This is a genomic window from Vibrio sp. 2-Bac 85, assembly GCF_037546705.1.
Taxonomy (GTDB): Bacteria; Pseudomonadota; Gammaproteobacteria; order Enterobacterales; family Psychromonadaceae; genus Psychromonas.
Genome location: NZ_JALAAB010000028.1, coordinates 1 through 15,529, shown reverse-complemented (window position 1 = coordinate 15,529; position 15,529 = coordinate 1). Strand labels below are relative to the sequence as shown.

15 protein-coding genes and 1 tRNA gene are annotated in these 15,529 nt (G+C 36.3%); 6 read left to right on the top strand and 10 right to left on the bottom strand.

Translation table 11 applies throughout. From position 1 onward, the window contains the following. Positions 1-34: 34 nt before the first annotated feature. The 7 genes from MT390_RS19015 to MT390_RS18985 form a co-directional block, all read right to left on the bottom strand. Positions 35-781 carry a flagellar basal body rod protein FlgF gene (locus MT390_RS19015; protein WP_499442750.1) on the bottom strand — a complete coding sequence of 249 codons (747 nt, stop codon included), beginning with the start codon at positions 779-781 and terminating at the stop codon, positions 35-37. 358 nt (positions 782-1,139) lie between these two features. Continuing rightward, positions 1,140-2,627, bottom strand: a complete 1,488-nt coding sequence (locus tag MT390_RS19010) for a flagellar hook protein FlgE (protein WP_499442749.1) — start codon at positions 2,625-2,627, stop codon at positions 1,140-1,142. Between the two features lie 16 nt (positions 2,628-2,643). Continuing rightward, positions 2,644-3,339: a flagellar hook assembly protein FlgD gene (locus MT390_RS19005; protein WP_499442748.1), complete on the bottom strand. Its 696-nt coding sequence runs from the start codon at positions 3,337-3,339 to the stop codon at positions 2,644-2,646. Between the two features lie 10 nt (positions 3,340-3,349). Beyond that, entirely contained in the window at positions 3,350-3,769 is a 420-nt protein-coding gene (gene flgC / locus MT390_RS19000; RefSeq protein ID WP_166371495.1) for a flagellar basal body rod protein FlgC, read from the bottom strand. Positions 3,770-3,790: 21 nt separating this feature from the next. Then, entirely contained in the window at positions 3,791-4,192 is a 402-nt protein-coding gene (gene flgB, locus MT390_RS18995; RefSeq protein ID WP_299668661.1) for a flagellar basal body rod protein FlgB, read from the bottom strand. Positions 4,193-4,464: 272 nt separating this feature from the next. Further along, entirely contained in the window at positions 4,465-5,298 is an 834-nt protein-coding gene (locus tag MT390_RS18990) for a CheR family methyltransferase (RefSeq protein WP_166371491.1), read from the bottom strand. A 148-nt stretch (positions 5,299-5,446) separates the two neighbouring features. Then, the gene (locus tag MT390_RS18985; protein WP_166371489.1) at positions 5,447-6,373 is read right to left on the bottom strand and encodes a chemotaxis protein CheV; all 927 of its coding nucleotides are present in this window, start codon (positions 6,371-6,373) and stop codon (positions 5,447-5,449) included. Positions 6,374-6,483: 110 nt separating this feature from the next. On the opposite strand from MT390_RS18985, the gene flgA reads away from it, so the two are divergent. From flgA to flgN, 3 genes are all read left to right on the top strand, one after another. Continuing rightward, complete coding sequence (gene flgA / locus MT390_RS18980) at positions 6,484-7,173, top strand: flagellar basal body P-ring formation chaperone FlgA (RefSeq protein ID WP_240923606.1); 690 nt, start codon at positions 6,484-6,486, stop codon at positions 7,171-7,173. 76 nt (positions 7,174-7,249) lie between these two features. Beyond that, positions 7,250-7,564, top strand: a complete 315-nt coding sequence (flgM, locus tag MT390_RS18975) for a flagellar biosynthesis anti-sigma factor FlgM (RefSeq protein WP_166371485.1) — start codon at positions 7,250-7,252, stop codon at positions 7,562-7,564. Positions 7,565-7,589: 25 nt separating this feature from the next. Further along, entirely contained in the window at positions 7,590-8,009 is a 420-nt protein-coding gene (flgN, locus tag MT390_RS18970) for a flagellar export chaperone FlgN (RefSeq protein WP_499442745.1), read from the top strand. Between the two features lie 357 nt (positions 8,010-8,366). Here the strand turns inward: flgN and MT390_RS18965 are convergent, their stop codons facing one another. Together MT390_RS18965 and MT390_RS18960 are read right to left on the bottom strand one after the other, a co-directional pair. Further along, on the bottom strand, positions 8,367-8,843 hold the full coding sequence (locus tag MT390_RS18965; protein ID WP_166371481.1) for an LPP20 family lipoprotein: 477 nt from the start codon (positions 8,841-8,843) through the stop codon (positions 8,367-8,369). Between the two features lie 269 nt (positions 8,844-9,112). Then, on the bottom strand, positions 9,113-9,889 hold the full coding sequence (locus MT390_RS18960) for a FlgO family outer membrane protein (RefSeq protein WP_299668677.1): 777 nt from the start codon (positions 9,887-9,889) through the stop codon (positions 9,113-9,115). A gap of 235 nt (positions 9,890-10,124) precedes the next feature. On the opposite strand from MT390_RS18960, the gene MT390_RS18955 reads away from it, so the two are divergent. The 3 genes from MT390_RS18955 (at position 10,125) to MT390_RS18945 (ending at position 13,910) form a co-directional block, all read left to right on the top strand. Next, complete coding sequence (locus tag MT390_RS18955) at positions 10,125-11,282, top strand: flagellar assembly protein T N-terminal domain-containing protein (RefSeq protein WP_499442744.1); 1,158 nt, start codon at positions 10,125-10,127, stop codon at positions 11,280-11,282. Between the two features lie 25 nt (positions 11,283-11,307). Continuing rightward, positions 11,308-11,383: transfer RNA gene (locus tag MT390_RS18950), tRNA-Arg, on the top strand. Between the two features lie 259 nt (positions 11,384-11,642). Continuing rightward, positions 11,643-13,910 carry a sensor domain-containing phosphodiesterase gene (locus tag MT390_RS18945; protein ID WP_499442743.1) on the top strand — a complete coding sequence of 756 codons (2,268 nt, stop codon included), beginning with the start codon at positions 11,643-11,645 and terminating at the stop codon, positions 13,908-13,910. A gap of 242 nt (positions 13,911-14,152) precedes the next feature. On the opposite strand, the gene MT390_RS18940 is transcribed toward MT390_RS18945, so the two are convergent. Then, a protein-coding gene (locus MT390_RS18940) for an IS630 family transposase (protein ID WP_499442742.1) occupies positions 14,153-15,179 on the bottom strand; the annotation gives its coding sequence in 2 pieces (ribosomal slippage) (positions 14,153-14,728 and positions 14,730-15,179; 1,026 coding nt in all). Between the last annotated feature and the right edge of the window lie 350 nt (positions 15,180-15,529).

Below are 15,529 nucleotides of genomic sequence, written 5' to 3'. Positions count from 1 at the left end.
CTTAAAATTCTTTAATAATGCGTAGACTAATGACTTAAGACATTCGAAGTAGAGATTCAGAACTTTTATCTATCTCTTCGGCTTTTTTCATCATCTTAATTTGCATTTCAAAACTACGTTGTAAGTTAATTAAACTGGTTAACTCACTACTTAAATTAACGTTTGATGACTCTAGAGCACCGTTAGCGACAACCACATCATTTGAAACTTGTAACGGTTGACCATCAATACGGCGGAATAAACCATCTGAACCACGCATTAAATCTTTGATATCTGGATTAACTAATTTTAATTTAGCGATATCTTCCATTCCATCGGCAGGTGCACCTTCAGGGCGAACCTCAATCATGCCGTCTTTACGAATATTGAATTTTTCAATGGGCATCGGGATATAAATATTATTACCGGTTTCATCCATTACTTCTTGGCCATTGGCGTCAATTAAAAAGCCTTCTGCAGTGATATTAAAATCACCACTACGTGTTAACCCTTCGTCACCCGCTTCGGATTTAACAACAAACCACCCCTCACCTTCTACGGCAACATCTAACTCTCGTCCGGTATCATGAACAATGCCGCTGTCAAAATTTTGTCCTGGTGATTCAGTAAGCGCAAAGACTCGTGTTGGTAAGCCTTGCCCGTGAACTTGCATACTACGAGCTTGCTCAAAACTGGCCTTAAACCCTGTTTTACTGGCATTTGCTAAGTTATTACTGTGAATAGCTAACGCATTCATGGTCTCTTTAGCGCCTGACATTGAAACATAAAGAAAATTATCCATTTTGACTTCCTTAACTATTAACCGCTTAATTCATAACAATGGCAATTGCCGCATTATTTATTGTGTTTTTTCTTGATACATTCATAAATGCAATCGTTATGCCAACAAAATAAAAATGAGGAAGCTGAGCAGCAAATATAGATAAAGTTAGGGGTGGAGAAGGTTCAGTTTTTAGTTGTTTATATTTAGAACTTAAAATATGGGAGTGTAGAGACACATGTAGTTTAGGAGGCTAAGAGGTTAAAAGGTTAAAAAACTAAAAGTTTGAAGCATTTAAAGAATGTAAGCGTTGACTTTTTATACAATAAAAACGCACCGAGAAAGGTGCGTTTTAGGAATCATTAACTAATTTATAAAATTAACGAATTTGTAAAATAGTTTGTTGTAATTCGTTACTGATCTCTAATGAACGAGAGTTAGCTTGGAAGTTACGTTGCGCAGAAATTAAGTCCACCAGCTCAGTTGTTAAATCAACATTAGATTGCTCTAGGGCAGCAGAGTTAATGAGACCAAATGAACCTTCGCCACCTTCCCCTGCAATAGGATCACCAGAACTTTGCGAAGCACTCCAGCTTGAACCAGTTTGTGCTAAACCCTGTTCATTACGAAAACGCACCATAGCAACACGCGCAATAGGATCAGAGGTACCGTTACTGTAAGAGGCTTTAATTAATCCATCATTACCAATTTCAACGCCAGTCAAACGACCGACAGTTAAACCATCTTGTTCTAATGAAGTCACCCCAAATGATGAAGCATATTGTGTAGGGTCATCAAAAGAAAGTACAATATTTTGCTCTCCATCTGTTCCTTGTTTCAACAACCCAGCCCCATTTTGTCCAAGTTCTTCAAATTCAAGTACTTCAGGGCTACTAGTTAAATACTTACCAGAAGAGTCAAAACTAAGAACGATGCCATGTTGAGCGGTAACAGAACCATCATCGTTTGTAAAAGAATATTCTGTACTTTTCGTTAATGAGCTATATGTGGGATTATTATCTGCATCTAGTACTGGATTACCATCTGTATCAACAATCTGTTTGGTATCAAATTTACCATCTCCAATCACCTCACCATCCGCATTAGTAGCACCTGCAGTATCATATTTATAGCCAATAGTGTCAGACGCATTTTTAGGGTCGATTGGAACGCCATCAATCGTCATATAAGCTAACCATTGGCTCTTGCCATCTGCAGAAGCATTTTCTGGTTTAACATAATAAGTATTCATCGTACGCGCTTCACCCAATGAATCATAAATAGTCACAGAAGTAGCGTTATTATAGGTACTAGGGTCTTTAGGATTAAACTTAGAAGGATCTAGAGCTTCATCACCAGCAGGTAAATTTAAACTTATTTTTACACTAGAAGTGGCTTCAGGGGAGCCTGCTGTTTCTGGCAATTGAATCGGTCCTGTTGTACTTAAACTAACTGATGAAGAAGTCCCATCATCATTAACAGGAAAAGCTTGTAAGTAATTGCCGCTGTTATCAACAATATAATTTTCATCATTTAATTTAAAAGTACCGGCACGCGTATAACTTAAATCTTTATCGTCAATACCACTGGCCGTGGCAAAGAACCCACTACCTGTAATAGCTAGATCCAACGGATTATCAGTAAATTTTAAACTTCCTTGGTGAAATTGCTGTGCAACGGCAGCAACGGAAGTACCGTCACCCACTTTGGTCGCACTGTTAGAAAATAGAGAGTTTGCGTAAACGCTATCGAACTCGGCGCGAGACTCTTTAAAACCAACGGTATTTACATTTGCAATATTATTTGACGTTGTGTCTAAATCAGTCTGAGCTGCCGCAATTCCGCTTAATGCTACATTAAATGACATAGTGACTTCCTCTTAGTTATATGTTTTCTGCAACTTCAATTGCATCTTTAAGTTCAATTCCGCCTAAACCTTTTAGATTTAAGTAGACGCTAGCAGTCCCACCACCTAAGCTCACACTTTCTACATGCGCATAGGAAGCCGTTGTTAATGCTTCACCTTGACCATTCACCATACCATTGGCAGCAAATGTATAGGTTCCAGCCGGTGCAGGATTTCCCTGTGAATCTAAACCATCCCAGTCAAAACGTTGATTACCCGCCCCAACATCACCTAAGGTCAAGGTACGAATAATATTGCCGGTTTTATCGGTAATGGATACCGAGGCATTATAAGCACCGGTTGTTGTTGTTAATGAGCCTGAAGCAGTACCACCTTCAGTTAAATAAGCTTGGTCGCTTGGTATTAATACTTTTTTACCCACTAATGATGAAGCTTCTAATGCTTGGCTAGAGTTTAATACTTCTTTAATGCCTGCAAATTCACTGCCCATAGTGGCAATCCCCTCGGCGGTCGTAAACGAAGCCATTTGCGCAATCATTTCTGAGTTATCAACGGGAGAAAAAGGGTCTTGAAAAGCGAGCTGTTGTGATAATAGAGAGAAGAAATCTTCTTGACTCAATTGCTGCTCTGCATCGATCTCAGAGTTTGCATTAACCTGTTCTTCGGATAAAGGCGTTGTAAAATTAAACGATGATGAAGTGATAGTAGTCATCTAGATATCCTTACGCTTTGCCTAATTGCAATGTGCGATTCAACATTTGTTTTGCCGCTTCTGCAATTTGCACATTAGTTTGGTATGAACGAGAAGCACTGATCATATTAGCCATCTCTTCCATCACATTGACATTGGAGTGATAAATAAAACCATTTTCATCGGCTTTAGGGTGATTAGGTGCATATTCTTGATTTAATTCAGCAGTACTTTCAACAATGCCCTGTACTTTGACACCAACACTACTGTCTAAGCCACCCATTGCTCTATTTAACTCAGCAGCAAATACAGGGTGTCTCGCTTTATAGGTTTCGTCGATATTACTGCTAACACTGTTTGCATTCGCCAAGTTACTGGCGGTTGTATTTAAGCGAACAGATTGTGCACTCATGCCAGTTCCGGCTACATCTAATACTTTTAATAAACTCATAGTAGTTCCCCTGACACGCTATTATTGGCCTTTGATCGCTGTGCGAAGCCCTGATATTTTGCTATTTAAGAAATCTAAACTGGCTTGGTATTCCAAGCTGTTTTTCATAAACAAATTACGTTCAACTTCTAAATCTACTGTATTACCATCACCGGTATCTGGCTGATTTGTATTACGGAATAACAGACCATTTTGAGCCATTGAAGTTGAGAAGCCTAAATTATGAGCGCTATCGGTACGGTTAAGTGAAACACCTGCACCGGACTTTGCCGCATTGAGTGCGTCTTTAAAGTTAATATCTTTTGCTTTGTAATTAGGTGTATCAGCATTTGAGATATTAGAAGCTAAAATTTCAGTACGACGTGATCGAATGCCTAACGTGTGCTGATGCATGCCTAATGCTTTTTCAAAGTTAATCGCCATAATTTTCTCCTTTGTTATTACAAATGCAAAGCATGTGCCAAAAAGAAATATCAAAGATAATTAATTAATAAAAAATTAGAGTTGTGAGTATTTAATAGTAAATAACAGGGAGTTTGTGTGGGTGAATCGATATTGAAGAAGATATAAAGGCTAGATAAGCCCATATATTGATGGTTAACAGAATGAATAATACAGTTAAGCTAATCGACTTAACGTTTTTATGGCAAAGAGGCAAAAACTGCCCCTCTACCAAAAAAGTGGCAAACAAAGACTTACTTGCTTTTTAGTTTATAAATAATACCAGGATTGCAACGTACCATTTCAAACCGGTCAGTTAATCCATTTAATGATTCAGAAGCCCCGAGAATAAGGTATCCACCAGGATTTAAAGCAGATGCAAACTGATTCAATATTTTTGATTTCACGTCGTTCGCAAAATAGATAAGTACGTTACGGCAAAAAATAATATCAAACTTACCTAGCGAGCCGTAGCTATCCAATAAATTTAAGCTTTTAAAGGAAGTCAAAGTTTTGACCTCAGGTTTAATTTGCATTTTATTTCCGTCACTGCCTGCAGGCACAAAAAATTGACGTTTACGAGTATCAGACAAACCTCGAGATAGCGCTAAATTATCATATTCTGCAGCTTTACATTGTGCCAACATCGAATCAGAAATATCAGTGCCAATTATTTGCACACTTAAATTACTAATAGGTTTACTCTTTTTATACTCTAAAGCCGTCATTGCAATAGAGTAAGCTTCTTGACCAGATGAGCTAGCCGATGACCAGATTTTTATATTCTTTTTCGTTTCAAGAAACTCAGGAAATAATTTACTGGTTAATAACTCAAAAGGGTATCTATCTCGAAACCATAGAGTTTCATTGGTCGTCATCGCATCAATAACCATAGTGCGTAATTGACGATTTCGAATGCCCATTGCTTGCTCTATCAGTTCAGTTAAGCTTTCCAGTTTAAACTCTGTCACTAATGGCAACAAACGACTTTTAACAAGGTATTGCTTGTTATCGCCCAACACAATGCCACATTGCACTTCTAAAAAACCAGCAAACTGCTTATAGGTGCTATCAGAAATAGTTCTCACTAATTATTACTCGCTTTTAATTGTTGTATAGAGGACATGGCAACTTAATTTTTTAACCATTAAGGCATATATAAAAAATAATAGCTGACAAAATAATTATCAGCTATTGTAAATTAAACTGTTTTCGATGATTTTCGTTCAAAGGGTGTTATTTAATGCCTAAGTTAATGACTTTCTGCACAGCCGACGCTAACTCATCAGGATTAAATTTGGCAATAAAATCATCAGCTCCCACTTTCTCAACCATCGCTTGATTAAAAACACCACTCAAAGAAGTATGCAATATAATATGTAAGTCTTTCAAATCAGGGTGGGACTTTACTTCAGCAGTTAAGGTATATCCATCCATTTCTGGCATTTCTACATCTGAAATCATCAATGCATATTTTTCAATAACGGGTTGCGTCTTAGCCACTTCTTTTAAGAAATTCAGTGCTTCTTTACCATCCTTAACAAGGTCACATTCAATACCAAGCGCTGAAAGAGCACGTTGAATTTGTTTACGTGCAACTGACGAGTCATCTGCAACTAAAATACGTTTGTTCTTCATCTCTTCCATTGGTAACTGGGCGATCACTTCAGCCGTAACTTCGGTATCGACTGGCGCAATTTCATCTAGAATTTTTTCAACATCTAAAATTTCGACAAGAGAGCCATCAATTTCAGTAACTGCGGTTAAGTAATTGTAACGACCAACACCATTTGGCGGTGGTAGAATGTTTTCCCAGTTAATATTAATAATACGTTCAACCGATCCCACTAAAAAGCCTTGAATGGAGCGGTTATATTCTGTAATGATAATAAATCTATCCTGAATATCTTGTATTGCACGTCCACCCGTTGCAAGGTTCATATCAATAATAGAAATCGTCTGCCCTCGCACATGGGCGACACCACGAACAGCGGGATGAAGTTTAGGTAAAGCGGTAAGTGGTGGACATTGTAAGACTTCTCTTACTTTGAATACGTTAATACCATAACGTTGAATGCCACCTAACTTAAAAAGCAGTAACTCAAGTCTATTTTGACCTACCAACTGAGTACGTTGGTTAACCGAGTCTAAAACACCTGCCATATTCTGTTCCTTTTTGTTATGGTTGCTGGCTATGATTATTTTTTATAAAAATACTATAATCTTTAATAATGCATCAGCAATATAAAATTCACTTACACGAGGTGAGCAAATTGATTCGATTTATTTTAATTGTCCTAAGTCTAGGCACTTCTTACAGTTTTGCAGACTCTAACTACTCAAAAGAGATAGAAAAATTTGCAGAGGCTCTAGTTTTTGATAAATATCAACAAACTTTTGAACTAACGGGCGAAAAAAAACTTTATATCAAAGCTATCGAATTATCATCTCGACAAACTTTTGCCATTTGTACCGAGCCATTACAGGGACATATTGTAGGCGATAAAATCAAAAGTAAAACCGCCGTCAAGGTATCTTGCCTAGGAGAAAGTAAGTGGGACACTTATATTCGCGTCAAAGTACAAACTTTAATTCCATTAATTGTCACTCGACACTCTTTAAATAAGGGAGAAATGTTGAATGATGACAATATTAAACGTATTTATAAAGCCCAATCTCAAGTGCGAGGCAGTACGTTCAGCAGTACAGAATCGCTAACAGGTGTTCGCTTAAAAAGAAACGTATCATCAAAGAAAAGTATTCGCCACAAAGATATTTGCTATGTTTGTGAAAATGATAAAGTGACAATTACCGCAAACCAAAATGGCTTAGTAATAAAAGCCTCGGGTATTGCGTTAACTGATGGTAATATAGGCAGTACTGTGAGAGTGAAAAATGCGCGTACACAACGTGTCGTTGTAGGTACTGTTTATGCACTCAAAGAAGTACATGTAACTTTTTAAAAAAGTCATCATTTTAGCTAAAGTTATCCATATTTCTGCCGATACCTTAACTATGTAGACTAATTGGAATACGATTATGAGTATAAACATCAACCGTCAAACGCCTCAGAGCAAGCTTTCTGTTGAGCAACATAAAACTCAAAAACAAAGTGAGACAAACGCCGCGGATAACAAAACGGCTGCTAGCTCAAGTAAAGACTCTGTACAATTGACTTCACAGGCATTGAATTTAAATAAAATGCAAACATCGAGTGAGTCCCAGGTAAATATGAAACGCGTAGAAACATTGAAAGCGGCGATATTAAACGGTGACTATAAAATTAATACTGAGCAGTTAGCTGAAAAGCTAGGTAAATTTGAAGCTGATTTTAGCAAAGCATTTTCAAGCTAATACATTACACTTAAAAGAATAAAAAATGCTAACAAAACAACTATCAGAGCTATCAGAAACAATTCAAGCATTACATGATCTGCTTGATGAAGAGAAAAACTGTTTAAAAGAAAAGTCATTTGATGGGCTTAACACTTTGTTGTTTAACAAACAGAAGCTATTACAAAATATTAATAGTTATAACAAGTTGATCAGCACATCAGAAAATTTAGCTCTTATACAGCAAGATCCTGAACTTGTGACACTACAAGGTGAGATTCAAACTAATCTGCAGCTTTGCCAAAAAAATAATGCGATTAACGGTCGATTAATAGAATTAAGCATGAAGAGCAACAAGCACTTAATGCAAATACTGACACAAGCCAAAGGTAAAAACAGTGTTACCTACGATCAAAAAGGGTTACTCAGCGGCGGAAGTTTATTAGGTAAAAATATCGAAGCGTAATAAACGCTCTAACTCTACCTTAGCGCTCTAATAGCATTCCAAAGCCCCCTTCAATTACCCCCAACGTTGTTCTTAACTCTCTGTTATAAACATCGCTTGGTTACGCGTGCGAATTAAAAGTTAGTTAGCAACACGCACGTAAATAATAAAGTGAAGTTTTTATTACACTCTCTAAGTTTAATTAACGACCCTAATGTTGATTAATGATTCTAAGATTGATTATCAACGCCCCTTATCAACTTCAATCAAGAAAATTCGACTAGACTTAACTATCTAGACTTAATTAGAAAGTTAACATAAAGCGAACTGCCATCTATCAACATATGCCGCTATAGCTTCCCTAATACACCATTAAAGCTAATAATAAACTTGGCTTTGCACTTTTATCACCGCCTCACTGTCAGCAAATTCAGCATCTTTTAAGAATGGAAGAGTTTTCATATTGAGCCCTAACTCAGTAATGTACAAATCATCTTCATGGTAGGTACGAAGTACTTTAGCTCCCCTCACCAAGCCTTTCACTTTACCTTTTATGCCGTTACTTTGTAGCTGATATTCCTTAACACTATTTTCAGACGTTAACATAACACCGTAAACTTGCTCTGCTAATTCTTTATAAGCCTCCAACTTAGAAGCTTTAATAGCATTAAGCATTTTAATGTCATCGGTAGCGCCCTTTTGAGCATCCATTGTTGCGTACCCAACTGCTACAAACTCATATTCTTCCACAGTTTCTTTAGGTACATTATGCAAGCTACAAGCAGATAAAAATAACACACTAACTACTACAGGTAATGCTGCTATAAAATGACCATATTGATTCAATCTGAGCATTATAAATTCCTCTTTTATTAATAAGCAAAGGCAGTCGTTCCTTTCCTTATACCGGTTTATTGTCGATGATTATAAACACAAGCAATAAACGTACCTTTATATTAAAAATAGAATTTTAGATTTAAATATAAAGGTAGGAAGTATAAAAAATAAGGGAAATATTACAGTGAATATCAACCTCCAACTCGACTATCGATATTTAGCGAGAAAAAAGCAGACCGAAGTCTGCTTGTAACAATAAATTATCTAACATGGTGAAGAGATACTTTTTACTCAACTAAGCGGACTAATGCATTACTTTCATTACGTTGGCTGTTACGAGAAATGAATTGCTTAGGACGATAATCATATCGACCACCTACAAATATATTATGTGGAATGAAAGCACTACTTGTGGATTCAACAACGCTACTTGCAGCATTAACTATACGTACATTAACAATTACACCTTCTTCATTACGAGACATAGTCCCCGTTAATATACGAGTCACGTCAACATTGTTATTGAGTTTTTTCCAGTCCCTAGAAATAGCAAACTCTCCATTTTCAGTCACTTGTATATTACCAGTTAATTTAAAATCTATAACACGTAACTTTCTAATATGTAGCTCATGAATGAATTGCTCAGAAATAGTTTGCCCTAACCAACTTGTATTTTGATGATTGTTTAAATCAACTAATGAAGTTAATGCGATAGCAGAGTTTTGAAATTGATATTCATAATTAAAAAGTAATTGATCTGCCATTTTACTGACAACTTCAGATAATATAAGTGATTTTTTACCGTTGAACGTATATAAATGGCCATAACCATTAGAATCTGTTTGTACGTCAGCTTGGTCACTGCCTTCACTATCAGGTTTATTATTACTAAATGAATGAGCCACATAATAATATAGGTAGTCATCACTAGCATGTCGCTCATGTTGTAACTGCTCCAATCGAGCCTGCTCTTTTATTTCAACCTCTTCCGGTGAAGGGGTTGATGAAGAGGAGCAACCCTGCAAAAGAAGAATCAATGTGGATATAATAAATAGCGTTTTCATGGAAACCTGCCTCGATAATAAATTTTTATACTAAAAAGGTTATCGGTCGGAACTAAAAAAACTTTAATACAAATTTATTGTGCTATTAAAAAGCATATCCAAATAAAGTTGGTTTATATTTTGCTTACTAATAATCAATAGCCATAAATTAAAGATACTTGACCGTTTTGTAAGTTCGAGATCTCAATAAGTATGGCAACTCTTTTAATGATTCCATTCAGCAGGTGAGCATGTCATGAGACAAATTGTATTTTTTTTATTGCTAATATCATCTTTTAATATCTCTGCACAATGGTTTCAAGCAACAGCTAATAGCGCCATTATAAATAATGATATTGAACAAGCACGTGAACAGGCGATTAAAAAAGCAGTGAAAGACGCTCTTTTATTCTCGGGTGGTGCGATTTCAAGCCTACAGCAAGTCAATCAAGGTGTTTTAGTTGAAAATAAGTTAATGCTTAACTCGGGCGGTGAAATTAAAGGCTTAAATATTATTGAAGAAACTGAAAAAAATCAGTTATTAACGGTAACGATCAAAGTCAATATCGTAGCGAAGGAACAGCAATGTATTGGTAGTCAATTTCCAAAATCCATGGTAGTCAGTCGCTTTGCCATGAACGTCCCGCAGCAAACAGTTGATGGTCAAATTTATGACTTACATAAAAAAGTAAGTGAAACTTTTTTCAATCAGTTATCACTTAGCCCTAATTTGTTCAACATTCGTCGATACATAGACACCCCATTAAAATTAGGCGAAAAATATAATAATAGAAACCTAACGGACACGCTAAAAAGTATTTCAGCTCAAATGGATAGTCAATTTGTAATATTTGGTGAAATTAATGACTTATCAGTTAAATTTGAAAGTAAAAATTCACTATTATATTGGGTAAGTGATCCAGAACGACATTTTTATATGACGGTATATCTCTATGATGCCTTTCAAGGAAAACTGTTATTCAGTAAACAATACCGACAAAAAACGACATGGCAGTATGGTAAAGAAGAATATGCCGATTTAAATAGTAAACAATTTTGGGGTTACCAATACGGACAGGCTATATTAAGCAGCTTAGCCGAAGCGAATACAGACATATCTCAACACATACAGTGCGTAGTACCCAAGGCTCGAGTTGTTGCAGTCACTAGTGACAGTGTACAAATAAACTTGGGAATGAAAAATGGGTTACAGCCCGGCACTATTATTGAACTTGCTTACTCAAGTAACTTTAAAGATCAATTTGGTATAGAAAGACAATCGGCAACTGCATCAACCCAAGCAATGAAGGTGGTTGAAGCATATGCTGATAGTGCTGTACTAGTCACGTTTGATGACTATCCCTTAAGTAATATTCAAATCAATGACATTGCTACTATTAAACCAATACAATAATTATGTATAATAATTAAATATTAATCTCTCTATAGCTCAACAGGATAGAGCACCCGCCTCCTAAGCGGATGATCGGGGTTCGAGTCCCTGTGGAGAGACCATTACAATTCGACAGACTCATTTAACACAACAGCATCACGTACTTATTTTACAGTATCACTTTAGGACCGTTACTCTCCCCCTAACCAGTACATTCATTAAAATACCACTGCAACCTAAAAAATAAATTACATTATAAAACAGTATTTTATAACAAATAAAACAGTAACTTAGCTTTAACAAATTAACTATTATGCTTTTTTGTTAGCTTGAATATTTATACTATAATAAATGCGTGATTAATTAAAATGCAGAGGGAATATGGATTCAGAGAGACAACGTAGTTTATTAACCCATCAAAAAAACATACTATCCAAGATTGCGCTAGGTGAATCTCTCAATGAAATTTTTGATGATATTTGCTTGGCTATTGAAGAAATTATTGATGATAAGGCTGCTAAATGCTCTATTTTGTCACTCGATGGAAAGCAACTTTTTCATTGTGCAGCCCCAAGTATTGATCCTGAATACTCAGCCATAATCAATGGGGTACATATTGGTGAAGCGGTGGGTTCATGCGGAACTGCCGCACATAGAAATTCACGTGTTATTGTAGAAAATATTGAAACATCACCTTTATGGCAAAACTTCAAAGAAGTTGCACTTAAGTTTAATCTTAAATCCTGTTGGTCTACTCCTATTACTTCCTCGCAATCAGAGGTGCTAGGATCATTTGCAATTTATCATGACCATCCTAAAACACCTTCTAAAAAAGACTTAGAACTCATTGATTATTTTGTTAACTTTTCAAGTATTGCACTGGAAAAATTACAACATCTAAATAAAGTAGAAAACTTAATTAACGATCTTGAAATAAGCAACAAAAAACTTAATGCATTTACCAAGGTGATGCCCGACCCTGCTCTTATGCTAAGTGAAGAAGGCGTCTACCTTGATGTTTATGGTTCATCAGAAGATTTATTAGCTTACTCTTCAAAGCAATTAATTAATAAGAATGTAAATGATATTTTACCTAAAAAATATGCTAGCGCTATCATGGAAACCCTCAAAAAAACATTAGTGAGTAATGAGGTCCAAGTATTTGAATATGAACTTGAAGTACAAAAAGGGTTGGTTATTTTTGAAGGGCGAACAACACCTATTATTTATGAGCAACCAGGCGAGGAGCCTAAAAAACATATACTTTGGGTATCAAGGGACATTACCCTGCGTAAAAAAGCCGAAAAAGAAATAGAGAAGTTAGCCTACTATGATCCACTCACCAATTTACCCAACAGACGATTATTAACAGAGCGTCTAACTCGTTGTGTAGAAAGAATAAAACGGTCTCAGAAAACTGGGGCCTTACTATTTTTAGATATTGATAATTTTAAAAGAATTAACGACTCATTAGGGCATAGTGCAGGTGATGAACTATTAATAGAAATGACAAAAAGGCTAAGCTCCGTAGTGCGGGCATCCGATACTTTAGCAAGAATAGGCGGAGATGAATTTGTTATATTGCTAGAATATATTGGAGAAAACAATGAACATGCGACCAATGAAGCTGCGGTAGTTGCACAAAAACTACAGCGCGTTTTTTATGAAAAATTTCAAATAGGCGCACTAGCTTTTCAGGTAAGTGGAAGCATTGGAATATGCTTAATAGAAAACATAAATTCAAGCGTAGAAAATATTTTAAAATTTGCAGATACAGCCATGTATCGCGCTAAAGTAAAAGGTGGCAATGGTTATAGTTTCTATGACTCACGCTTGCAAACTTTACTTGAAAAGCAAACAGAGCTAGAGACCGATATAATAAGGGCGATTGATAGCAATGATTTCTGTGCTTACTTTCAACCCCAAGTAGATGTCAAAGGTAAAATTACAGGTTGTGAAGCATTGATACGTTGGAATCACCCTATAAAAGGACTTATTGCACCTAACGACTTCATTCCTATTGCAGAACAATTTGGTCTAATTCAAAAGTTACAAAATATAGTTTTACAGGATATTTGTCGTTTAATGAACCAGTTAACTCACCTCGATATTATCGATAGTGAATTTAACCTTTCTATTAATATAAGCCAAAATCAATTTAATTCATCTACATTAAAAACTGAATTACTTAACATTATCAATAATTTTAAAGTTACACCTTCTAGAATAAAATTAGAAATTACAGAATCAATGCTTGCTCATGATCCTCTTCATACCTTACAACAAATGGAAGAGCTAAAAGCACTAGGATTTTCTTTTTCTATAGATGACTTTGGTACAGGATATTCTTGCCTGTCACATTTACATGCTTATCCTGTTAAAGAATTGAAAGTAGATAAAAGTTTTATTGATAACATTTTAAATAATACTTCAGGCTTAAGTATTGTTGAAACTATTATCAACCTAGCAAAAAACTTAGATATAACAGTAGTGGCAGAGGGTGTGGAAACTCAGCAGCAATTTGACATATTAAAAGAGATGGAAATTGATGCAATACAGGGCTACCTCATTGCAAAACCAATGCCTTTTAAGCAATATTTAGAATGGCAAAAACAATACCTCATTCAAAGCAGTGCAACTCACAAGTAGAGCATTAGTACTAAAGCCCTAAGCGAAAAATCCCTGCTGATGGGATTGTTCTGGATATAATGTAAGCTAGTCGATGGGTGAGCACTGCTCAATGTAGAGCATAAGTCGATAGCATTAAAAAAGCCCTACCCGAACCAGTTGAGCTATTTTAAATTAGGTGCTTGGCGTGGGTGGACATTGCTCATGACCCATCGCTGTCGCGATATCACCAGGGCACGCAGAGCTTATACCATTCCGCATAATTAGTTGGTCAGACTCATCCAATCTCTTGTACACATTTTTATGACTCTTTGACTATCACTAACAAAGTCATTCCACGCATCACAAACAGCATCTACAATTGATTCATAGCCATTAAAACAACGATTAGCTAAATGATGCTGACGCAACCAACTCCATACTTGTTCTATTGGGTTTAATTCTGGTGAGTATGGAGGAAGCTTAATAATGCTCACGTTATTAATGTTGATAGCAAGATCTTCTGTATGCCAACCTGCCCCATCCATAATAATAACTGCATGTCGATCTTCGGCGGTATTCATCGATATTTGTTTAAGGTGAGCATGCATAATATCTTTATTCACATAAGGCATTACCATCGCTTGTGATTGCCCATTGGTAACACACACAGAGCCAAATAAATAAGCATATTCAAACTGTTGCTGTTTCACGGCTAATGGCCTGCTACCTGTTTTAGCCCATAACTTTGTTGTGGTATTTTGTTGTCCAAAACGAGCTTCATCTTGTATCCAGATATCGACTTTATCTAATGAGATATGACCAGGGATCTTAAGGATCGTTTTTATTTGGAATTTTTTTAAAATCTTCTTGAACTTCAAGGGACTGTTTTGGATGTCTAGAACGAGAGGTTATCCATGAAAATCCCAAGCGGTGAAGTAATTTGTAGACACTTGAAAGATGATATTCATGACCAAAATTCTCAGCAATAAACAACTGGATATCAGTTCCGACCAATCGACCACCCTTATCATTTTTTGTATGTTCATTAATATATTCAATTAGTTGAAGTGATTGTACTTCAGATAATCGAAAGGGACGACCGGTTGTCTTTTTATCAACTAATCCAGCCAATCCATTTTGATGATATTGAGATATCCATTTATTAACACTAGTACGACTCACTTTAAGAAACTTAGCGATATCGGTACGAGAGCTGCCTTCTTGAAAGTGTGCTAATGCAGAATAACGTAGTCTCATACGAACACTTTTATGTGTTTTAGCCAATTCTGAAAAGTCATGTTTTTTCATAGGTCACCAAAAGAATATAATCAGTTAATAATAATGAATACATTAGATCATATAATTAGGCGGAATGGTATTAGCCCGCTCATAAAACGATGCGGTTGCATCATTCGCCCCTATCTATCGCACTGAAGGACAGCGACTGCGTGGCGCTTTATTTATCCCCTGCTCAAGCTGGACATCACCACCAAAATCCCTAAACGAAAAAATCCCTGCTGACGTCAGTCAACAGGGATTGTTCTGAATATGATGCAAGCTTGTCGATGGGTGAGCATGGCTCAATGTAGATCATAAATCGATAGCATTAAAATAGGCGATGGGTGGACATTGTTCGTGGCCCTTGCCTGTCGGCAAAT